21 protein-coding genes are annotated in these 18,622 nt (G+C 67.2%); 7 read left to right on the top strand and 14 right to left on the bottom strand.

Annotation, left to right across the window (positions count from 1 at the left end; all coding sequences use genetic code 11):
• Window positions 1-18: 18 nt before the first annotated feature.
• From FHP25_RS22395 to FHP25_RS22405, 3 genes are read left to right on the top strand one after another with little or no spacing between them, the layout of a single operon-like run.
• Window positions 19-969, top strand: a complete 951-nt coding sequence (locus FHP25_RS22395; RefSeq protein ID WP_147849189.1) for a carbohydrate ABC transporter permease — start codon at window positions 19-21, stop codon at window positions 967-969.
• Window positions 969-1,856, top strand: coding sequence for a carbohydrate ABC transporter permease (locus FHP25_RS22400; protein WP_147849190.1), 888 nt, complete (start codon window positions 969-971; stop codon window positions 1,854-1,856). Before FHP25_RS22395 ends, FHP25_RS22400 begins: the two co-directional genes overlap by 1 nt.
• 29 nt (window positions 1,857-1,885) lie before the next feature.
• Window positions 1,886-2,767 carry a VOC family protein gene (locus tag FHP25_RS22405; RefSeq protein ID WP_147849191.1) on the top strand — a complete coding sequence of 294 codons (882 nt, stop codon included), beginning with the start codon at window positions 1,886-1,888 and terminating at the stop codon, window positions 2,765-2,767.
• 12 nt (window positions 2,768-2,779) lie between these two features.
• Here the strand turns inward: FHP25_RS22405 and FHP25_RS22410 are convergent, their stop codons facing one another.
• The 4 genes from FHP25_RS22410 to FHP25_RS22420 form a co-directional block, all read right to left on the bottom strand.
• Entirely contained in the window at window positions 2,780-3,592 is an 813-nt protein-coding gene (locus FHP25_RS22410) for a putative hydro-lyase (RefSeq protein WP_218578519.1), read from the bottom strand.
• A 196-nt stretch (window positions 3,593-3,788) separates the two neighbouring features.
• Window positions 3,789-4,673, bottom strand: a complete 885-nt coding sequence (locus FHP25_RS22415) for an SDR family NAD(P)-dependent oxidoreductase (protein WP_218578520.1) — start codon at window positions 4,671-4,673, stop codon at window positions 3,789-3,791.
• Window positions 4,660-4,797: a hypothetical protein gene (locus FHP25_RS40900; RefSeq protein WP_178133701.1), complete on the bottom strand. Its 138-nt coding sequence runs from the start codon at window positions 4,795-4,797 to the stop codon at window positions 4,660-4,662. The genes FHP25_RS22415 and FHP25_RS40900 overlap by 14 nt, the downstream gene beginning before the upstream one ends.
• Window positions 4,798-4,816: 19 nt before the next feature.
• Window positions 4,817-5,920: an NAD(P)/FAD-dependent oxidoreductase gene (locus FHP25_RS22420; protein ID WP_147849242.1), complete on the bottom strand. Its 1,104-nt coding sequence runs from the start codon at window positions 5,918-5,920 to the stop codon at window positions 4,817-4,819.
• Between the two features lie 87 nt (window positions 5,921-6,007).
• Here FHP25_RS22420 and FHP25_RS22425 point away from each other — a divergent pair, with 87 nt between their 5' ends.
• From FHP25_RS22425 to FHP25_RS22435, 3 genes are all read left to right on the top strand, one after another.
• A complete protein-coding gene (locus tag FHP25_RS22425) occupies window positions 6,008-6,802 on the top strand; it encodes an SDR family oxidoreductase (protein WP_147849192.1) in 795 nt (264 codons plus the stop codon).
• Between the two features lie 17 nt (window positions 6,803-6,819).
• Window positions 6,820-7,200: a dihydroneopterin aldolase gene (locus tag FHP25_RS22430; RefSeq protein WP_218578521.1), complete on the top strand. Its 381-nt coding sequence runs from the start codon at window positions 6,820-6,822 to the stop codon at window positions 7,198-7,200.
• Window positions 7,201-7,365: 165 nt separating this feature from the next.
• The gene (locus FHP25_RS22435) at window positions 7,366-8,421 is read left to right on the top strand and encodes a mechanosensitive ion channel family protein (RefSeq protein WP_147849194.1); all 1,056 of its coding nucleotides are present in this window, start codon (window positions 7,366-7,368) and stop codon (window positions 8,419-8,421) included.
• 202 nt (window positions 8,422-8,623) lie between these two features.
• Here FHP25_RS22435 and FHP25_RS22440 read toward each other — a convergent pair whose 3' ends face one another.
• From FHP25_RS22440 to FHP25_RS22470, 7 genes are all read right to left on the bottom strand, one after another.
• Window positions 8,624-10,138, bottom strand: coding sequence for an amidase (locus tag FHP25_RS22440; protein ID WP_147849195.1), 1,515 nt, complete (start codon window positions 10,136-10,138; stop codon window positions 8,624-8,626).
• A 52-nt stretch (window positions 10,139-10,190) separates the two neighbouring features.
• Window positions 10,191-10,895, bottom strand: a complete 705-nt coding sequence (locus FHP25_RS22445; protein WP_218578522.1) for an ABC transporter ATP-binding protein — start codon at window positions 10,893-10,895, stop codon at window positions 10,191-10,193.
• Entirely contained in the window at window positions 10,888-11,622 is a 735-nt protein-coding gene (locus FHP25_RS22450) for an ABC transporter ATP-binding protein (protein WP_147849197.1), read from the bottom strand. Before FHP25_RS22450 ends, FHP25_RS22445 begins: the two co-directional genes overlap by 8 nt.
• Before the next feature lie 5 nt (window positions 11,623-11,627).
• Window positions 11,628-12,659, bottom strand: a complete 1,032-nt coding sequence (locus FHP25_RS22455) for a branched-chain amino acid ABC transporter permease (RefSeq protein WP_147849198.1) — start codon at window positions 12,657-12,659, stop codon at window positions 11,628-11,630.
• 160 nt (window positions 12,660-12,819) lie between these two features.
• Window positions 12,820-14,070 carry a substrate-binding protein gene (locus tag FHP25_RS22460; protein ID WP_147849199.1) on the bottom strand — a complete coding sequence of 417 codons (1,251 nt, stop codon included), beginning with the start codon at window positions 14,068-14,070 and terminating at the stop codon, window positions 12,820-12,822.
• 1 nt (window position 14,071) lies between these two features.
• Window positions 14,072-14,929, bottom strand: coding sequence for a branched-chain amino acid ABC transporter permease (locus tag FHP25_RS22465; protein WP_147849200.1), 858 nt, complete (start codon window positions 14,927-14,929; stop codon window positions 14,072-14,074).
• A 123-nt stretch (window positions 14,930-15,052) separates the two neighbouring features.
• Window positions 15,053-16,204 carry a substrate-binding domain-containing protein gene (locus FHP25_RS22470; protein WP_147849201.1) on the bottom strand — a complete coding sequence of 384 codons (1,152 nt, stop codon included), beginning with the start codon at window positions 16,202-16,204 and terminating at the stop codon, window positions 15,053-15,055.
• Between the two features lie 218 nt (window positions 16,205-16,422).
• Between FHP25_RS22470 and FHP25_RS22475 the strand changes: the two genes are divergently transcribed.
• Window positions 16,423-16,866, top strand: a complete 444-nt coding sequence (locus FHP25_RS22475) for a MarR family winged helix-turn-helix transcriptional regulator (RefSeq protein ID WP_147849202.1) — start codon at window positions 16,423-16,425, stop codon at window positions 16,864-16,866.
• A gap of 53 nt (window positions 16,867-16,919) precedes the next feature.
• Here the strand turns inward: FHP25_RS22475 and FHP25_RS22480 are convergent, their stop codons facing one another.
• From FHP25_RS22480 to FHP25_RS22490, 3 genes are all read right to left on the bottom strand, one after another.
• Window positions 16,920-17,888 (bottom strand): complex I NDUFA9 subunit family protein, encoded by a 969-nt coding sequence (locus tag FHP25_RS22480; RefSeq protein WP_178133702.1) that lies wholly within the window; start codon window positions 17,886-17,888, stop codon window positions 16,920-16,922.
• A 73-nt stretch (window positions 17,889-17,961) separates the two neighbouring features.
• A complete protein-coding gene (locus tag FHP25_RS22485; protein ID WP_147849204.1) occupies window positions 17,962-18,375 on the bottom strand; it encodes a VOC family protein in 414 nt (137 codons plus the stop codon).
• Between the two features lie 13 nt (window positions 18,376-18,388).
• A complete protein-coding gene (locus FHP25_RS22490) occupies window positions 18,389-18,622 on the bottom strand; it encodes a hypothetical protein (protein WP_147849205.1) in 234 nt (77 codons plus the stop codon).

An 18,622-nucleotide genomic window follows, 5' to 3' on the forward strand; every position in this document is an offset into this window, starting at 1 on the left:
CCGGCCGGATACAGCCGCATGACCGTCGTCGCTCCGCAGATGGCTGTCGCGCGCCACAAGCGCCGCCGCGGGTTCGGTCGGGAGATGTCGGCGGGCTGGTTCGCGTTCTTCATGAACGTGCCGACCCTGCTGTTCCTCGTCCTGGTGCTGGCCTGGCCGGTCATCTATGCCGGCTACCTGTCGGTGCACCGGGTCGGCCTGGCGCAGCTGCGGCGCGGCGAGTTTCCCTTCACCGGCTGGGAGAACTACGGCCGCGTGCTCGAGGATCCGCTGTTCTGGACGGCGCTGCAGAACACCGTGATCTTCACCGCCGTCACCGTCAGCACCGAGGTCGTGCTGGCGGTGATGATCGCGCTGCTGATCAATCAGACCGGCGTCTGGACGTCGCGGCTGACGCGCCTGCTGATCCTGCTGCCCTATGCCATCCCGCCGATCGCCAACGGCCTGATCTGGGCGTTCATGTACAGCTTCCAGTTCGGCTTCCTGAACCGGATCCTGTTCACGCTCGGGCTGACCCAGGATCCCGTCAACTGGGCCGGCAATCCCGAGACGGCGCTCTTCGCCGTCACGGTGCCCTATATCTGGCGCACGCTGCCGTTCGCCATCATCCTGGTGCACGCGGCCCTGCAGGGCATCCCGCGCGAGCTCTACGAGCAGGCCGCCGTCGACGGCGCCCGGGCGTGGCGCCGCTTCTGGCATGTCACGCTGCCGCTGCTGCGGCCGGTGATCGCGGTGATCCTGATCCTGCGCACCGCCTTCGCCTTCGCCGTCTTCGAGGAGATCCTGGCGATCACGCAGGGCGGGCCCGGCGACGCGACCTGGGTGGCCGCCTGGTACAGCTACAAGATCACCTTCTCGCCGCCCAACAATTTCGGCATGGGCTCGGCGTCGGCCTTCATCCTGGCGCTCATGATCGGCGTGATGGCGCTGGTCTATCTGCGCGCCGTCTATCGCCGGGTGACGCTGTGATGTTCGCCACGTCGCGCACCGCCCGCCTGCTGCTGCACGTCGCCAACGCGACGGTGATCCTCTTCATCCTGCTGCCGCTGGTGGCGGTGTTCGTCGGCAGCATCCAGTCGGAGAAGGCGCTGCAGGCCGACACAAGGCGCCTGCTGCCGCTGGAATTCACCCTCGACAACTTCACCGTCATCCTCAGCAAAGGTGAGCAGAAGGGCCGCATCTTCGAGCAGGTCACCTACCTGCCGGACAACATCAAGCACTTCTACACTGCGTTCCTGAACTCGGCGATCGTGGCGGTGTCGGTGACGTTCCTGACCCTGCTGTTCGGCTCGCTCTCGGCCTACACCATCGCGCACCTGCGCTTCCGCTGGACCCTGTTCCTGATGCAGGCCAATGTCGTGGCGCGCTTCGTGCCGGTGATCGTGCTGATGATCCCGCTCTACATCGTGATGCGCTCGCTCGGCCAGCTCAACACGCTCTCGGGCGTCATCATCGCCGAGACCGGCTTCCTGCTGCCATATGCGATCCTGATCCTGGCGCCGTATTTCGACTCGATCCCGCGCGAGCTGGAGGAGGCGGCGCGCATCGACGGCTGCACCCGCCTGCGGGCTTTCGTGTTCGTGATCCTGCCGCTGTCGACGCCGGCGCTGGCGGCCTGCGGCGTCATCATGTTCATCATCTCCTGGCACGAGCTTCTGATCCCGCTGATCCTGAATGCGCGGCCCGACGTGATGACCCTGCCGGTCGTGATCGCGAGCCTGGTGGGGGACGTGCACGTCTTCTTCAACCTGATGATGGCGATCTGCCTGCTGGCGCTGGCGCCCACGGTGATCCTTGTCGCGCTGCTGCAGAAGTATATCGTGGAGGGCCTGTCGGCCGGTGCCGTCAAAGGCTGAGGCCGGAGCCAACCCGCGAGGCGATAGCCATGACCGCGCAGCAGTTCGACCGCAGCCGCGAGGATACGAGCAACATCGTCCACCTGGAGCACGTGAACGTCACGGTGCCGGACCAGCGCCTGGCGACGCTGTTCTACGTCAGCGGCCTGGGCCTGACGCGCGACCCCTACCTCATGGCCAGCGTCGACAACATGTGGGTGAATGTCGGGCGCAGCCAGTTCCACCTGCCGACCGGCCGGCCCCAGGTTCTGCGCGGCCACACCGGCCTGGTCATCCCCGACCGGATGTGGCTGCTCAAGCGTCTCGACCTGGTGCGCGACGACCTGAAGGAGAGCCGCTTCGAGGTCATCGAGCAGGCGGGCTGCATCGAGGCCGTCTGCCCGTGGGGCAACCGGCTGCGCATCCATGAGCCGGATCCGCGCTTCGGCCGCGTCGCGCTGGGGATGGCCTATCTCGCCTTCGACGTGCCGGCCGGGACGGCCGCCGCCATCAGCCGCTTCTACCGCGACATCTTCGCGGCGCCGGCGCAGGCGACGGCGGAGGGCGGCCGGCCATGCGCGGAAGTGGTTGTCGGCCGCGACCAGCGGCTGCTTTTCGTCGAGGCCGATGGGCCGCTGCCGGCTTATGACGGCCATCATATCCAGGTCTACCTGGCCGATTTCTCCGGGCCGTATCGCCGGCTGCGCGAGCGCGGGCTGGTGTCGCAGGAAAGCAGCCAGTGGCAGTACCGCTTCCTCGACATCACCGACCTGGACACGGGCAAGGTGCTGTTCACGATAGAGCATGAGGTGCGCAGCATGACGCACCCGCTCTATGCGCGGCCGCTGGTCAACCGCAACCCGTACCAGACCAACAACGCCTTCGCGGCCGGCTACGAGAGCCGGTCGTGGGAGCTGCCTTGCTCGGGATAGGTCAGGGGCAGCCTACAGCACCGCCAGCCGCGCGTTCAGCAGGTCAGTCACCAGCATGTAGCCGGGCGCGTGCGTGATGCTGAACTCCGGCTTGACGGTGGCGATCACGGATTGCGGCGTCACGCCGCACGCCCAGAACACCGGCAGCTCGTCGTCGCGCACCGGCACGGCATCGCCATAGTCGGGCTTGGCGATGTCCTCGATGCCGATCATCTCGGGCTTGCCCAGATGCACCGGCGCGCCGTGCACCGAGGGGAAGCGCGACGTGACCTGCACGGCCCGGATCGCGTCCGCCGGCTTGAACGGCCGCATCGACACCACCATCGGACCGTGGAAGGGACCCGCCGGCGCCGTCTGGATCGAGGTGCGATACATCGGCACGTTGCTGCCGCAGCTGATGTGGCGCAGCTCCAGCCCGTTCTCGATCAGCGCCTCCTCGAACGAGAACGAGCAGCCCAGCACGAATGCCACGAGATCGTCGCGCCAGACCTTCTTGAGGTCATCGACCTCCTCGACCAGCTCGCCGTGGCGCCACACCCGGTAGCGCGGGACGTCGGTGCGGATATCGAGGTCGGCCCCGAGCGTCGGCAGGCGCGGATCGCCCGGCTCGGAGGCGGCCAGCAGCGGGCACGGCTTGGGATTCTGGTGGCAGAAGCGGTGGAAGTCGGCCGCCAGGCTCGCCGGCAGCACGGCAAGATTGCCCTGCACATAGCCCGGCGCCAGGCCGGCGGTCGGCAGCCGGTGCGCGCCGCCGCGGATCTTCAGCCGTGCCGCATGGCCGGTCTCGCGGCCGGCGCCGCCCAGCGTCGTCATGGTGGTGTCCATGAGGGACCTCCCGGTGAAACGGTGGCCGCCATGGTGGCACTGGCCTACCTCTCCCGCAAGCGGGAGAGGTCGACGCGCGCACCGCGCGCGGCGGGTGAGGGCCTCACGCACGGCACCTCGTCTGCGGTCCCTCACCCTCCCATGGCGCTGCGCGCCATGGGCCCCTCCCTCTCCCGCTCGCGGGAGAGGGCTCTGATCACACCGTCACGTCGACGGCGCCGCCGTCGATGCGGATGTTCTGGCCGTTGATGAAGCCGGCGCGGCTGCCGGCCAGGAAGGCGACCAGGTCGCCGACCTCGTCGACCGTGGCGACGCGGCCGACCGGGTTGGGCATGTCGTTCGCGGCCAGGCGGCGCATCAGGGCGGTGGGGTTCGGGTCGGCCACCTCGGGCCAGCTGTCGCGGGCGCCGCGCTTGCGCGCCATCTCGATCACCTCGGCCGTGGCGATCAGGCCCGGGCTCACCAGGTTCACCGTCACGCCGCTGCCGCCCAGCTCCTTGGCGAGGCTCACCGTGATGGCAGGCAGCGCCGATTTGGCGGCATAGTAGTGCGGCATGCGCGCCGCCGGCCGGGTGGTGCCGATCGTGCCGACCAGGATCACGCGGCCGAAGCCGCGCGCCTTCATGCCCGGCGTCAGCGCCCGGATCATGCGCACGGCGGAGAGAACGTTCTTCTCGTACATGGCAAGCCAGGCCGCATCGTCGGCGTCGACCCAATGGCGGCGCTCCGCCGTGCCGTAATTGGCGACGAGGATGTCGATGTCGCGCTTGGCCTCGACCAGCCGCGCCACCACGGCGTTGGCGCCGTCTTGCGTGGCGACATCGCCTGGCGCGATGCTGGCTGCGTGACCGGCAGCCACAAGAATGCGCGTGGTCCGGGCGGCGGCTTCCTCGCTGGGGCCGTTCACCACCACATGCGCGCCTTCGCGCGCCAGCGCCCAGGCGATGCCGGCGCCGGTGCCGCGATGGGCGCCGGTGACCAGCGCCGTCTTGCCGTGAAGATCGAGATCGATGGGACCCTTCCCGCCGGGCCTCTGCTTGCCCGGCGGGTCGAAACTAGCGCGGCCTCTACCTGATCTCAACGTGCACGCAGCCGTTGCGCTCCTTCAGGATCTTGCCGCTGAACAGGGTGTTGTTGGCCGAGCCGACCATGCGGGCGACGCGCACCTGCTCGGTGCGTGCCGCACCGAAAGATCCGCGTTGCATTCCGGTGACCGGAACGTATCTATGCCCGCGCCATCGCCGCGACATGATCGGCGATGGCCAGCGCCGCGGTCAGTCCGGGCGATTCGATGCCGAACAGGTGGATGAGACTGTCGATGCCGTGGGTCTCGCGGCCGTGGAAGGTGAAGTCCTGCGCCGGCGCGCCGGGCGGCACGATCTTGGGGCGCAGGCCGGCATAGTCGGGCTGCAGCGCGCCGTCCTTGAGGCCGGGCCAGTAGCGGCGCACGGCGGCGTAGAACTTGTCGCCGCGGCTGTGGTCGATGGTGTAGTCGATCCTGTCGATCCACTCGACATCCGGACCGAACCGCGCCTGGTTGCCCAGGTCCAGCGTGATATGCACGCCCAGGCCGCCCGGCACCGGCACGGGATAGATCAGCCGCGAGAACGGCGCTCTGCCCATCAAGCGGAAATAGTTGCCCTTGGCGTAGTAGGCCTGCGGGATGGTGTTGTAGAGGGCGCCTTCGAAGCGGCGCGCCAGGTCCGGCGCGTGCAGGCCGGCGCTGGTCACGACCAGGCGGGCGCGCAAGGTCATGGGGTCGGCGCCGCCGATATCGAGCTCGATGCCGTCCTCGCGCACCCGGCCGCGTTCCACCGGGCTGTGGAAGGCGAGCACGGCGCCGGCTGTCTCGGCATCGCCCTGGAGGGCCAGCATGAAGGCGTGGCTGTCGAGGATGCCGGTGGTCGGTGACAGCAGGGCGCCGGTGCATTGCAGGTTGGGCTCCATCGCCATCGCCTCGGCGGCGGTCAGGAAGCGCATGCCCTCCACGCCGTTGGCCTCGGCGCGGCCCTTGATGCTGGCCAGCGTCTCGCGCTCGGACTCGGTGGTGGCGACGATCAGCTTGCCGCAATTGTTGTAGGGCACCCCGTGCTCGTCGCAGTAGCGGTAGAGCGCCCGCCGCCCCGCGACGCACAGGCGCGCCATGTTGCTGTCCTTGGGATAGTAGATCCCGGCATGGATCACCTCGCTGTTGCGCGAGGAGGTCTCCGTGCCGATTGCCTCCAGCGCCTCGACGACGATGACCTCGCGCCCGGCCAGCGCCAGGGCGCGGGCCACGGCGATGCCGACCACGCCGGCGCCCACGACCACACAATCAACGTTTTCCACGCTCATGGCCCCGCACTCTAGTGGGGATGCCCGTCGCATGCCACCGTGGTGGCGCGCGCACGCCGACTACGCCTATGATCCGAGGCGATGAAAAAGGATGCTTCCTCACACAGGGCCGCTCTGGTCACCGGCGCCGGAAAGCGCATCGGACAGGCGTTCGCCGAGGCGCTGGCGGCCGATGGCTGGTTCGTCTTCGTCCATCACAACCACTCGGCCGCCGAGGCGCGCGAGACGGTGCGGCGTATCAGGGCCGCCGGCGGGGCCGCGACGGCCGTGCGTGCCGATCTATCTTCCGCCCGGGCGGCGGAGGCGCTGGTCGGCAGATGTGTCGCGCCCGGGCGGGTCCTGGCCTGCGTCGTCAACAGCGCCTCGCTCTTCGAGCTCGACCGCGCGCCGACAGCCACGGCTGCATTGTTCGACCGCCACATGGCCGTCAACCTGCGGGCGCCGATGCTGATCGCCCAGGCCTTCGCGCGCCAGCTGCCCGAGGGCCAGGAAGGCGTGGTGGTGAACCTGCTGGATCAGAAGCTGTGGAATCTCAATCCCGACTTCCTGACGTATACGCTGAGCAAGATAGGGCTCGAGGGGTTGACGACGCTGCTGGCGCAGGCGCTGGCGCCGCGCATCCGCGTCGCCGGCATCGCGCCGGGCCTCACCCTGCGCAGCGGCAGCCAGACCGACGAACGCTTCCGGGCCCAGCATACCGCCAACCCGCTGCAGGTCGGTGTCACGCCGGGCCATCTCGTGGCGGCTTTGCGGTTCATCCTGGCGACCCCGAGCTACACCGGCGACACGCTCGTGATCGACAGCGGCGAGCATCTGACCGGCCGGCCGCGCGACATCGCCTTCGACCGGGCTGCAAGAAAGGCAGGACGCCGATGACGGGAGAACGGCCAAGCGTGGCTGACCTGCTGGCGCGGCACGGCGAGACTCGGCGCGTCTTCCTGCGCAATTATCGCGTGATGGCGAATATCGGCATCCACGATTTCGAGAGGCAGGGCCCGCAGGCGCTGCTGATCAATGTCGAGCTCTACCTGCAGCCGCCACAGGCGGCGCTGAACGACGACATCGCCAACACGCTCGACTACGACTTCCTGCGGCAGGGCATCGCAAGCCTCGTGGCGTCGCGCCACTTCAATCTACAGGAAACGCTGGTGCACGCCATCCTTGAGCTGTGCTTGTCACGCGACGCGGTGGTGCTGGCGCGCGTCTCCAGCGAGAAGCCGGACGTCTACCCCGACTGCGACGCCGTGGGCTACGAAGCGACGCGCATGCGGTAGGCACGGAACCATCGCGCACACGGCATGTAACGTCTCCAGCTGATGGCAGCAGCTTGGATCGATCAGCGTTGCATTCCGTTGCTAGAGCGGGTTCATTCGGTCGGTATCTTGTTCCAAGGAGCATGATGCCAGCCTCCAAACACGCTCCAGTTGCGAGTCTCAACAATGGATTACTTTGAGAACCTGTCCGGCAATCCCTGGCCCGTGCGGATGGCGCTCATCGCCGTAGCCTTGGCCATCGCGGTATTCGTCTACGACGCGGCGATGGTGCTGTGTCGCCGCAGCTTGCACCTGCGGCCCGTCATTGACGAAATCCGCCGTCCGGGCCGGATCATTGTCGCGGGGATTGGACTGCAGGCAAGCCTTGTGTCGATGGAATTGCCGCCGGCAGTCGGAGACGTCCTGCGGTTCGGGTTGACGATCGGCATCATCGGCGTGGCCGGATTCGCGGTGGCGCGGATCGTGGGTTTGGCGTTCGACCGGGCCATCATGCCATATGCCGCGCGCGACGATGCGGCCTCCCGTGCGCGGCGCACCCAGCTGGATTTCTTCCGGCGCGCGAGCCTGACGGGTGTTGCCGGCTTGACCATTGCCTTCTGCCTGACGACGATGCCAGCGGTGCGCGCCATGGGCATCAGTCTGTTCGCGTCGGCCGGTGTCGCCGGCATCGTCATCGGTCTCGCAGCCCAGCCAACGATCTCCAACCTCATCGCCGGCATCCAGATCGCGATGACGCAACCGATCCGCATTGGTGACGTGGTCGTCGTGGAGGGAGAGTGGGGGCGCATCGAGGAAATCTCTTCGACCTATGTCGTGGTGGCGATCTGGGACCAGCGGCGGCTGATCCTGCCGCTCTCGTACTTCCTGCAGAAGCCGTTCCAGAACTGGACCCGTCAATCGACCCAGATCCTCCAGCCGGTGTTTCTCCATGTCGACTATTCGCTGCCGGTAAGCGCCTTGCGCGAGCAGCTCAATCGTGTCCTGGAGCGCACGCCGTTGTGGGATCAACGGGTCGCCAACCTGCAGGTGACGGACCTGGGGGAGCACGCCATGCAGCTGCGGGCCTTGGTCAGCGCCGCCGATTCCGGCAAGGCATGGGACCTGCGGTGCCTGGTACGCGAAGAACTCGTCACCTGGATCCGTGAGCACCATCCGCAGGCGCTGCCACGCGCACGGATGGAAGCCGTGCTCAATCTGCCAGGGGAACGGCGGGCTGCGTGAGCGAAGTCCGGCCGGTGCGGCAGCGCCACGCCAGTGGCACCGCGGCGCGAAGAGCCGGCTTATGCTCGACTCCGAGCGACGGATGCGCGAGCTGCCGCGCATCGCACACGGCCTGACCGTTGCTGGCGACATCGACTACGCCCTCCTGGTGTGAGGAGGGCGGCTATTCCCGTTGCTCCCGGGAACTCTTGCTCCGACGCCGCTACATCTTCTTCCAGTCGCCGGCCTGCTCGAAGGCGAAGGCGGCCTTGTAGATGGTCGGCTCGTCGAAATGCTTGCCGACCAGCATCACGGACACCGGCAGCCCGTCCGACATGCCGCAGGGGACGGCCATCGCCGGGTGGTGCGTGATGTCGAACGGCGCGGTGTTGGAGATCATGTTCAGCGCCCGCTCGACATAGAGCTCGCGCGGGGCATCCGCTGGCGGCAGCGGCGTCGCCTTGATCGGCGTGGTCGGCATCAGCAGCAGGTCGTGCTCGGACAGTGCCGCATCGTAGGCCGCGGTCAGGCGGCGGCAGATGTTCATCGCCTTGCCGTAGTAGCGGCTGCCGTAATACTTGCGGACATAGGTGCCGAACAGGGTGAAGAGCTTGGTCGTCTCGGACAGCTCATTGGCCCGGTTGCGCCAGTTGCGCTGGAAATCCATCAGGCTGGTGACATAGAGATCGGGGCGGCTGACGCCATAGCCGTCGCCATACATCATGGTCTGGGTCAGGCCCTCGATGCCGATGGGCATCCAGATCGCCGGCGCCAGCAGGTGCCAGGGAATCGACACCTCGCTGACCGTGGCGCCCAGCGCCTCCAGCTTCTTGGCTGCCGCCTTGACCTTGTCGTTGACGTCGGCCTCGGCGTTGGCCTGCTCGAAGCCTTCCTTGACCACGCCGATCTTCATGCCCTTGACGCCGCCCTCCAGCATCTTGGTGTAGGGATGGGTCTTGACGTTGTACTGGCGCGGATCGTAGCCGTCGGTGCCGGCGATCACCTCGAGCAGCAAGGCGTTGTCGGCGACGTTGGCCGTCATCGGCCCGGTGTGGTCGACATAGATCTCGATCGGCATGATGCCGGTATAGGGCACCAGGCCATGCGTCGGCTTCATCCCGTAGGTGCCGCAGAACGAGGACGGCATGCGGATCGAGCCGCCCTGGTCGCCGCCCAGCGCCATGTCAGCCTCGCCCAGCGCCACCAGCACGGCGCTGCCGGAGGAGGAGCCGCCGGCCGAGTAGCCCATCTTGTGCGGGTTGTGCACCGGCCCGGTTGCGTTGGTGTGGCTGCCGCCGGAGAGGCAGTAGAATTCGCAATGCGCCTTGCCGAGGATGGTGCCGCCGGCATCGAGGATGCGCTGCACGACAGTGGCGTCGATATCGGGCACGTAGCCCTCGAGCGTCGCGGCACCGTTCATCATCGGCACGCCGGCCAGCATGATGTTGTCCTTGAGCACCACCGTCTTGCCCTTGAGCCTGCCGCGCGCGGCGCCGTTGACGGTGGTCTTCACGTACCACGCGTTGTGCTTGTTCTCCTCAGGCCCCGGCCGGTAGCCCGGCGTGCGCGGATATTTCACGGGCGGCAAATTGTCGGGCATCGCGTCGACGACGTTGTAGGCGGCGACGTTGGGGCGCAGCAGCCCGATGTAGGATTCGACGTCGGCGTCTGTGAGCGACAGGCCCATCTCGGCAGCGACTTCCTTGACCTGGGCGGGCGTAGGGACTTGGACGGCCATGGTTTCCTCCTTCAGCTTTTGCTGTTCGTGAAAGAAGGCCGGCAGCGCCGGCTCAGGGCGACAGGTATTTCAGCAGGCGCGGATCGTTCCTGACGTCGGCGGCGGCACCTTCCAGTCCGATCTGGCCGCGGTCCATGACGTAGGCGTAGCGCGCCACGTCCAGCGCCAGCTCGATATGCTGCTCGACCAGGATCACCGACATTTCCGTGCTGAGCTGGCGCAGCCGGTCGGCGATCTCGCCGATGACGCCGATCCACACGCCTTCGGTGGGCTCGTCCAGCATCAGCAGCTTCGGGCGTCCCAGCAGCGCGCGGCCGATGGCCAGCATCTTGCGCTCGCCACCCGAGAGCGTGCCCGCGGCCTGGCCCAGCCGCTGCGCCAGCTTGGGGAAGAAGTCGAGCACGTAGTCGATGCCCGACTTGTCGCGCTGGCCGATGGCGCCCAGCAGCAGGTTCTCGCGCACCGTCATCTTGCCGAAGACGGCCTGCTCCTGCGGCACATAGCCCAGGCCGCGGCGGGCGCGCCGCTCGGTCGACTCGTCCTGCGCCTCGATCCCGTCGAAGCGGATGACGCCGCCCATCGGCCGGATCTCGCCGGCCAGGGTCTTCAACAGCGTCGACTTGCCGACGCCGTTGCGGCCCAGGATCGCGACCGCGCCATGGCGGCCGACCGTCAGCGACAGGTCGAAGAGCACGCGGCTGCGGCCATAGCCGGAGCTGAGCTTGTCGACCTGCAGGATGGGGGCGGTGTCAGACACGGGAGGTGTAGACCTCCTGCACGCGTGTGGAGCGCTCGATCTCGGCGACGGTGCCGTCATCCAGCACCTTGCCCTGGTCGAGCACGGTGAGGTGGTCGCAGATGTCCTTGATGAAATCCAGGTCGTGCTCGACGATCACCAGGGCGCAATGGCTGCGGATCGGCTGCAGCAGCTCGCCGGTGACACGCCGCTCCTCCGGGCTCATGCCGCCGGTCGGCTCGTCGAGCAGCAGCAGCTTCGGCCGCGGCGCCAGGGCCATGGCGATCTCCAGCCATTGCTGCTGGCCATGGCTGAGCTCGCCGGCCAGGTCGTCGGCGCGGTCGGCCAGCCGGAAGCGCTCCAGCGCCGTCATCACCTCGCCGTTCAGGCGCCGTCGCGTGCGCGAGGACAGCAGCGACCACAGGCTCTGATCGGACTGCAGCGCCAGCAGCACGTTGTCGTAGGCGGACAGCTCCGGCAGCACGGCGGTGATCTGGAACTTGAGGCTCAGGCCGGCCCGCGCCCGCTCGTACGGGGTCGCGGTCGTGATGTCGCGGCCGTCGAAGGTGATGCTGCCGCTGTTGGGGAAATGGGCGCCCGCGATGGCCTTGAGCAGGGTGCTCTTGCCCGAGCCGTTGGGCCCGATCAGCCCGTGGAACGTCCCGGCCTGCACGGCGATGTCGATGCCGTCCAGCGCACGCAGCGTGCCGAAGGATTTGCCGACGTTGCGGACCTCGAGCAATGCCATGGCGCCTACGCCCCGCGCTGCGGCCGCTCGCCGTAGGATCCGATGCGCTCGCGATCCGACACGAAGAAGCCGAGTATGCCTTTGGGCTGGAACATCACGACGCCCAGCAGCACCAGGCCCAGCACGACCGGCCAGATGCTCTTGATCGCGTCGATATCGGCCAGGGCGTAGGTGATGACCTCGACCGCGATCGTGCCCAGGATCGGCCCGATCAGGGTGCCGCTGCCGCCGAACAGGCAGTAGAGCACGGCCGTGGTCGACAGGCCCGGCCCCATGTTGCCCGGCCCGATGAAGCCCTGGTGGTAGCTGTAGAGCGCGCCGGCGACGCCGGCGATCGCACCAGCCACCGAGAAGACCAGGGCCTTGAACAGCTGCACGCGGTAGCCGACGAAGGCCAGCCGCTCCTCGTTCTGGCGCATGCCGGCCAGCACCAGACCCAGCTGCGAGCGCATCAGGATGCGGGCCGCGACATAGACCACCAGCAGGGTGGCCAGCGCCAGGAAGTAGAAGGCCGTGCCTTCCACGAACTCGTAGCTGCCTGCCTGCAGCAGCTTGATCGAGGACAGCCCGTTGCCGGCGCCGACATACTGCCAGCCCGAGACCAGCCGCTCGGCAGCGTAGGAGCCGGTGAGCGTGCCCAGCGCCACGAAGATGACGGTTGGTGTCTTGCGGCCCAGCAGCAGGAACGCGCCCAGCAGGGCGGACAGCAGGAAGCCGGTCAGCAAAGCCAGCGGCAGGGTGCCCCAGATGTGACTGAAGCCGAGGTCGCGCCCGACCAGCGCGATGACGTATCCGCCGACGCCGAAGAACAGCGCTTGGCCGAAGCTCATGATGCCCGACAGTCCCCAGCACAGGTCGAAGCTGATCGCCAGCATCGACAGGATGAGGACGTTTGTCGCCAGCGTGACAAGATCGATGCGGTCCGAGAGGACAAAGGGAGCCGCAATCGCGACGACGAGCGTCGCGATCTCGACAATCGGCAGCACCCGCAGCCCCTTGGCACCGCGACGCGCGGGCAGGCTCAGGATCGCCGTCATGGCAAGATTCCTTCCCCCGGAGGGGCGGAAGGGGGATGTTCAATCATATTCGGTCTGTCAGCCCGAGATCGATTCCGCACCAAGATCCCCCATCCGGCGCTCCGCGCCACCTTCCCCCTCCGGGAGAAGGAAATGGCGCACCAGACTCTCTCCATGCGCCTCAGCACTCCTTGGGATCAACCATATTGTACTTGTTGATGACATCGTAGCGTGTCTTGCCGGCATCGACCTTGCACTGGGCAATGTACATGTTCATCTTGCAATGCATCTTGCCCGGCACCATCTCGGCGCCGCCGCCGGGGCCCTCGGCGATCTTGCCCTTGTCCATCGCCGCCGACACCGCCTCGCGGGCGAGGTCGCCCTTGGTCTCCTTGACCGCAGCTTCATAGAACTTGATGCCGCGATACATGCCCGTGGAGGCGGAGCCTGCGGTGAACAGGTACTTCGTGTCGGGGAACTTCTTCGAATACGCCTCCTGCAGCTTCTTGCTGAAGGGATCGTCCACCGACTGGAAGTAGTCGAGGCAGCTGTAGAGGCCCTCCATCTCGTGCGCCGGATGGTAGTTCAGCAGGTTCTCGTCGTAGTAGACGCAGGACAGCACGCCGCCGTTGCGCTGGAAGCCCGACTCGTAGAGCTGCTTCACGAACGGCTGCAGGCCGGGTGGGATCACCGTGTTGAAGACGCAATCGACCTTGCCGTCGCGGATCTTGCCGATGGTGGCCGAGTACTCCGGCTGGTCGAGCGGGTAGTACTCCTCGAACACCACCTCGCCGCCGTTGGCCTGGATCACCTTGCGGGCATACTTGTTCAGCAGCTGCGGCCAGACATAGTTCGCCGACGGCAGCGCGAAGCGCTTCTTGCCCAGCTTGTTGATGATGTAGGGGATCAGCTCGTCGCATTGCTGGGCCGGCGTCGGTCCCGTGCAGTATAGGTGCTTGGTGCACTCCTGGCCTTCGTAGAGCTGCGGATAGATGTAGAGCGTGCGGCCACGGTTGACGACGGGGTCCTTGATCGCCTGTCGCATCGACGAGGTGATGCCGCCCAGCACGACGTTGACCTTGTGCTCCTGGATCAGCTTGCGGACATTGCCGACCGCTTTTTTCTCGTCGGTCGCCGTGTCCTCGAGATAGAGCTCGATCGACTTGCCGGCGACGCCGCCGGCCTGGTTGATCTGCTCGATCGCCAACTGCGCCACCTGCCAGTTGGCGTTGCCAGAGGCCGCGATGGCGCCCGTGATGTCGGTGGCGATGCCCATCTTGATGGACCCGGCGGCATTGGCCCATTTCGGGCGCAGCAGCCAGCCTCCCGACGTGCCTGCAATCCATCCGGCGGCCGAGAGCGCGCCGGCGCCGCTCAACAAACGACGGCGGCTCAGCCCGCGGGCCGGCGCCTCCTCCTTGCGCTGTGTCATGTCAAAGCCTCCCCTGAGTGATGAAGCCCTGTGGCCTGAACTTGACGATCACCAATGCGATGACGAACACCAACGGATCGGCCAGCACCGGGATCACCAGCCACGGCAGTCCGGCCGCGGTGGCGCCCACGGCCGCGGCGCCCAGCACCGGACCTTCGAAGGTGCCGACACCACCCAGCATGACCGACAGGAAGGCCTGCACCAGGAAGCGCAGCCCGATATCGGCCGACAGCTGATAAAGCGGCACGATCAGCGCGCCGGCCAGCCCGGCCAGCGCCGAGCCGAAGGCGAAGGTGAGGGTGTACAGCCGCGGGGTGGCGATGCCGCAGCTGCGCGCCAGCGCCGGGTTCTCGAGCGCGCCCCGGATCTGCAGCCCGATGGAGGTGCGGGCCAGCAGCAGCCAGCTCGCCAGGATGACGAGCAGCGTGATCGCGATGATCACCGTGCGCCATACCGAGAAATCAAGGTCGCCGATCGTGAAGACGCCGGGCAGCGGCTCCGGGATCGACTTGTAGTGCCCGCCCAGCAGGCCGCGCACCGTCTCGCGGATCACCAGCCCGATGGCGTAGGTCCCGAGCATGGCGATGATGGGCGCGGCATAGAAGCGTCTGATCACCGACCGTTCCAGCAGCGCCCCGAATATGGCCAGCACGAACGGGGCCGCGACGATGCCGGCCCAGATCGGCAGGCCGCCCTCATGGAAGATGTAGACGGTGTAGGCGCCCAGCAGCACGAACTCGCCGTGCGCGAAGTTGAAGATCCCCATCATGCTGGCGACGACACCAAGGCCGAGCACGATCAGGACCATCACCGAGGTGAAGGCGAGGAGGTCGAACGCGAGCTTGACTGCGAAGTCCATGATCACCAACCGACCGATTGCCAGCGCGCGACCCTTGTCGGCCTTATCGAACGTGGCGGATATATTTGAATGAGAAATCTTTCTGTATTCAAGTATGAATTTTCAGACGCGATTTGTTCGCTGTCAGAAGGTCGCGCGCAGATGGAAGTCGAAGCCGTCCGCCTCGGCGAGGTAGATCGGCATCTCGGCGCGGCGCCGGCGCATGCCGATGGCGCCGCGGGCGCCTTGATAGACGGCGCCTTCGGCGGCGGCCACGAGGCCGTGGAGGTCCAGCGTGCCGGCCCGCCGCGAGAGCGCTTCAAGGAAGTAGAGCCCTTCGTAGTTCGATTGCGCGGTGGAGCCCGGCACCGGCGCGCAGCGGCCGAAGGCGCCGTGGTATCGGGCACGGAACGCCTCGTTGCCGGCCGTCGGCGCATTCACGAAGTAGCCCGAAGCGGCGAAGAGGTTCTCGGTGCTGTCGGCACCGATCCCCAGCGCGACGGTTTCGTCCATGCAGTTGGCCAGCCGCAGCATCCGGGCCGCCAGGCCATGCGCGGCGAAGGCGCGGTTGAACAGGATGCCGTCCTGGCCGATGAGGGAGATGAACACCACGTCGGGCCGTGCCGCCTGGATGCGCTCGAGGTAGGGCGTGTGGTCGTCCTCGCCCAGGGCGACGAAATCCTCGCCCACTACCTGCCCGCCGGCTTCGGCGATGTAGCGCTTGACGGCACGATGCGACTGCCAGGGCCAGACATAGTCGCTGCCGATGAGATACCAGCGCGCCGCACGCTTGCGCTCGGCCAGCCACATGATGGCGGGCCGCGCCTGGCGTGGCGGCGTCTCGCCGATCGCGAGCACGCCGGGCATGCGCTCGCCGCCTTCGTAGATCGGCGTGTAGACGTAGGGGAGGCGCCCGGCGAACACCTTGCGCAGCACCAGGCGCACGACGCTCATATGCGAGCCGAGCACGATGTCGGCTGAGTCCGAATCGACGATATCGCTGGCTGTGGCGGCGACGTCGTCGGTCGCCCCGCCGGCGTCGTGGATGGAAAGCTCGATCTCCCGGCCCAGGATGCCGCCGCGGGCGTTGATCTCCGCCATCGCCAGCACGGCGCTGTTGATGGAGCAGGGACCCCAGATGCCCGCCGGGCCGGACAGGCTGATGAAGTGCGCCACGCGCAGCTTGCGATGATCACGTCGGCGGCGCAGGCCGGGCACGCACGAGCCGATGACCGGGGGCAGGAGGGCGGGTCGTGGAAGCCGGAACGCCTCGCGCACGCTGCCTTCTGTCAGCATGGGACAGTCAGCTCCGCCGGCGGGTAGTTGGAAGAGCGTGCGGCATATGACCTCCGCTTCACCTCACAAGCCGTCCCAGGGGCTGGGCGCGCGCCGCCGCCATCTTGATGGACGCAAGCGCCCGGACCCTAGGGAAAGAATCTTGAAATTTCAATATTTGAAGGACATATAGACGGCAGTTGCACCTATTTGTGCTGTCCGCAGTGCAGGGCTCCGCCGTGTCCGACCCGTCATCTCCCGATTCGCCGATCACGGATCATCTGGCGTATCTGCTCGCCCAGGCCAATCGTGAGATCAACCGTCAACTCGACGCCCGGTTGCGGTCCGAAGGGGTGCCAGTCGAGCAGTGGCGCATCCTGAAGGTGCTGTCGGACGGCAATGGTCGTTCGATGGGCGATCTGGCCGAGGCGGCGTTGCTCAACCACCCGACGTTGACCAAGACGATCGACCGCATGGTCTCCGACTCCCTCGTCTATCGCATCTCCGACCCTGCCGATCGGCGCAAGGTGCTGATCTTCAGCTCCGACCGCGGCAAGGCGCTGAGCCGGCGGCTGAACTCCCTGGCGCTGAGCCAGGAGGCCCATATCGTCAACAGCTACGGCGGCAAGGCGACGATGGAGCTCAAGCGCTTGCTTGAGACCCTGATCGAGCGCGCCGGCTGAGATGGGCTGCACACATTGCTCCACAAGGATGGCATAGCCAGGCCTGCCTTGCGTCATGCACGTTTCAGGCCACCTGCTCGTGGCACGTGCCGGACGATCTCGCGCACGGTCTCGCGGATGCCGAGCGGTGCGATGTCGAAGGCTTCCAGGGTCGGCATGCCGGATGCGGCAACCGTATCGATCTGCACGAGCTCGACCTGGCTGCGGCTCAGAGGCGGGTTCGGCAGGAGGATCGACACGCGTGCCAGCCCGAACCAGAGCCGGTAAGACAGCGGCAATAGCAGCGGTCGCCTGCCGATCTCGGCCGCGATCGTGCGCACAAGCGCGGCATAAGTGAACACCTCCGGTCCGCCGACGTCGTAGGTGCGGCCGGCGCTGGCTGGATCCTCGAGCATTGCGGCAACGGCCTCGCCGATGTTCTCGACATGGACCGGCTGCAGCCGGGTCCTGCCGCGCCCGAACAAGGGGTAGACCGGCAGGATCTTGAGCAGGCCGACGATCGTGGTCAGAAACGCATCGTCGGGTGCGAACATCACGGCCGGGCGCAGCACGGTGGCGCTGGCCAACGTCTCGCTGACCACGATCTCGCCAACGCCGCGGGCTCGGATATAGGCCGACCCTGAGTCCGGATCGGCGCCGATTCCGGATATGTGCACCAGGCGGCTGATCCCTTGCTCGCGCGCCCTTAGCGCAATGCGTTCAGCGGCATCGACGTGCACGGACGCAAATGTGTGCTGGCCGCGTTCACGGTAGAGGCTGACGGCATTGACGACTCCGCCGGCGCCAGCAAGCGCCGCGTCGATGCGGCGCTCATTGTGGACATCGACGTCCATGCCTTCAAGGGCACCTCCGGCCGTGCCGAAAATCTCGTGCACGCGCTGAGCCCGGCGCACCGCGACACGGACCGGGAATCCGCGGCGCAGCAAATGGCGCACGATGCGCTGTCCGAGGAAGCCCGTGCCGCCGAAGATGGTGATCCGCGGCCGTCGGTGTTGGAGAGCATTGACTTGGCGCTCTGCCATGGCTGTCTGCCTGTCGTTCGTCGACGGCGGGCCGGTAGCATCTCGATGACCGGCTCCGCAGGTGCCGGTGCTGTCAGTATATCGGCCAGAGCCCCGGCGTTGCCAGCTCCAGCAGGTGGCCGTCGGGGTCGCGGAAAAAGAGGCTGTGTCCGCCGCGTGGCCAGTCGGTCCGCCCTTCGATGGCGACATCGGCCTGCGACAGGCGCTCTTCCCACGCCGCCAGCGCCGATGCCGGTATCGCCAGCGCCAGATGCAGCGGACCGTTGCCGTCATGGGGCGGGATGGTGCCGCCGGGCAGGTGCGCGGTCTCGAGCGAGGCGCCGCGCTGGAAGAGGAGGAGCACGCTGCGCCCGCCGACGTCGTAGGCGCTCATCTTGTCGTCGCCGAACATGGCGCGCAGGCCGAGGACGGCCTCGTAGAAGCCGCGCGCGCGATCGAGGTCGTCGACATAGAGCGCGCTTTCCAGCACGCCGGTGATGGTCGGCATCGTGCACCTGCGGTCAGACCCGGTCGCGCAGCTCCCGCACGCCGTCGTGCGATGCGCAGTGCGCGCAGCAGTACATCTTGGCGCCTTTCTCCAGCCCATGTCCGATGATCGGACAATCGCAGTGCGCGCAACGCGGTGCGATGGCCTGGATCGCGCATTCGAAGCTGTCGAAGGTCCAGGAGCGTCCCTGGCACATCACCTGGAAGGATTTGTCGTAGTCGTTGCCGCACTGATCGCATCTGGCCAT

The sequence above is a fragment of the Vineibacter terrae genome, from assembly GCF_008039615.1.
Taxonomy (GTDB): domain Bacteria; phylum Pseudomonadota; class Alphaproteobacteria; order Reyranellales; family Reyranellaceae; genus Vineibacter; species Vineibacter terrae.

Excerpts from the sequence above, each read along its gene's own strand:
- FHP25_RS22425 (WP_147849192.1), top strand. The coding sequence starts at position 6,008 with ATGAAAAAGGATGCTTCCTCACACAGGGCCGCTCTGGTCACCGGCGCC.
- FHP25_RS40900 (WP_178133701.1), bottom strand. The coding sequence starts at position 4,797 with ATGCAACGCGGATCTTTCGGTGCGGCACGCACCGAGCAGGTGCGCGTC.
- FHP25_RS22400 (WP_147849190.1), top strand. The coding sequence starts at position 969 with ATGTTCGCCACGTCGCGCACCGCCCGCCTGCTGCTGCACGTCGCCAAC.
- FHP25_RS22455 (WP_147849198.1), bottom strand. The coding sequence starts at position 12,659 with ATGACGGCGATCCTGAGCCTGCCCGCGCGTCGCGGTGCCAAGGGGCTG.
- FHP25_RS22470 (WP_147849201.1), bottom strand. The coding sequence starts at position 16,204 with ATGCTGACAGAAGGCAGCGTGCGCGAGGCGTTCCGGCTTCCACGACCC.
- FHP25_RS22485 (WP_147849204.1), bottom strand. The coding sequence starts at position 18,375 with ATGCCGACCATCACCGGCGTGCTGGAAAGCGCGCTCTATGTCGACGAC.
- FHP25_RS22450 (WP_147849197.1), bottom strand. The coding sequence starts at position 11,622 with ATGGCATTGCTCGAGGTCCGCAACGTCGGCAAATCCTTCGGCACGCTG.
- FHP25_RS22410 (WP_218578519.1), bottom strand. The coding sequence starts at position 3,592 with ATGGACACCACCATGACGACGCTGGGCGGCGCCGGCCGCGAGACCGGC.
- FHP25_RS22405 (WP_147849191.1), top strand. The coding sequence starts at position 1,886 with ATGACCGCGCAGCAGTTCGACCGCAGCCGCGAGGATACGAGCAACATC.
- FHP25_RS22465 (WP_147849200.1), bottom strand. The coding sequence starts at position 14,929 with ATGGACTTCGCAGTCAAGCTCGCGTTCGACCTCCTCGCCTTCACCTCG.
- FHP25_RS22435 (WP_147849194.1), top strand. The coding sequence starts at position 7,366 with ATGGATTACTTTGAGAACCTGTCCGGCAATCCCTGGCCCGTGCGGATG.
- FHP25_RS22460 (WP_147849199.1), bottom strand. The coding sequence starts at position 14,070 with ATGACACAGCGCAAGGAGGAGGCGCCGGCCCGCGGGCTGAGCCGCCGT.
- FHP25_RS22440 (WP_147849195.1), bottom strand. The coding sequence starts at position 10,138 with ATGGCCGTCCAAGTCCCTACGCCCGCCCAGGTCAAGGAAGTCGCTGCC.
- FHP25_RS22490 (WP_147849205.1), bottom strand. The coding sequence starts at position 18,622 with ATGGCCAGATGCGATCAGTGCGGCAACGACTACGACAAATCCTTCCAG.
- FHP25_RS22395 (WP_147849189.1), top strand. The coding sequence starts at position 19 with ATGACCGTCGTCGCTCCGCAGATGGCTGTCGCGCGCCACAAGCGCCGC.
- FHP25_RS22480 (WP_178133702.1), bottom strand. The coding sequence starts at position 17,888 with ATGGCAGAGCGCCAAGTCAATGCTCTCCAACACCGACGGCCGCGGATC.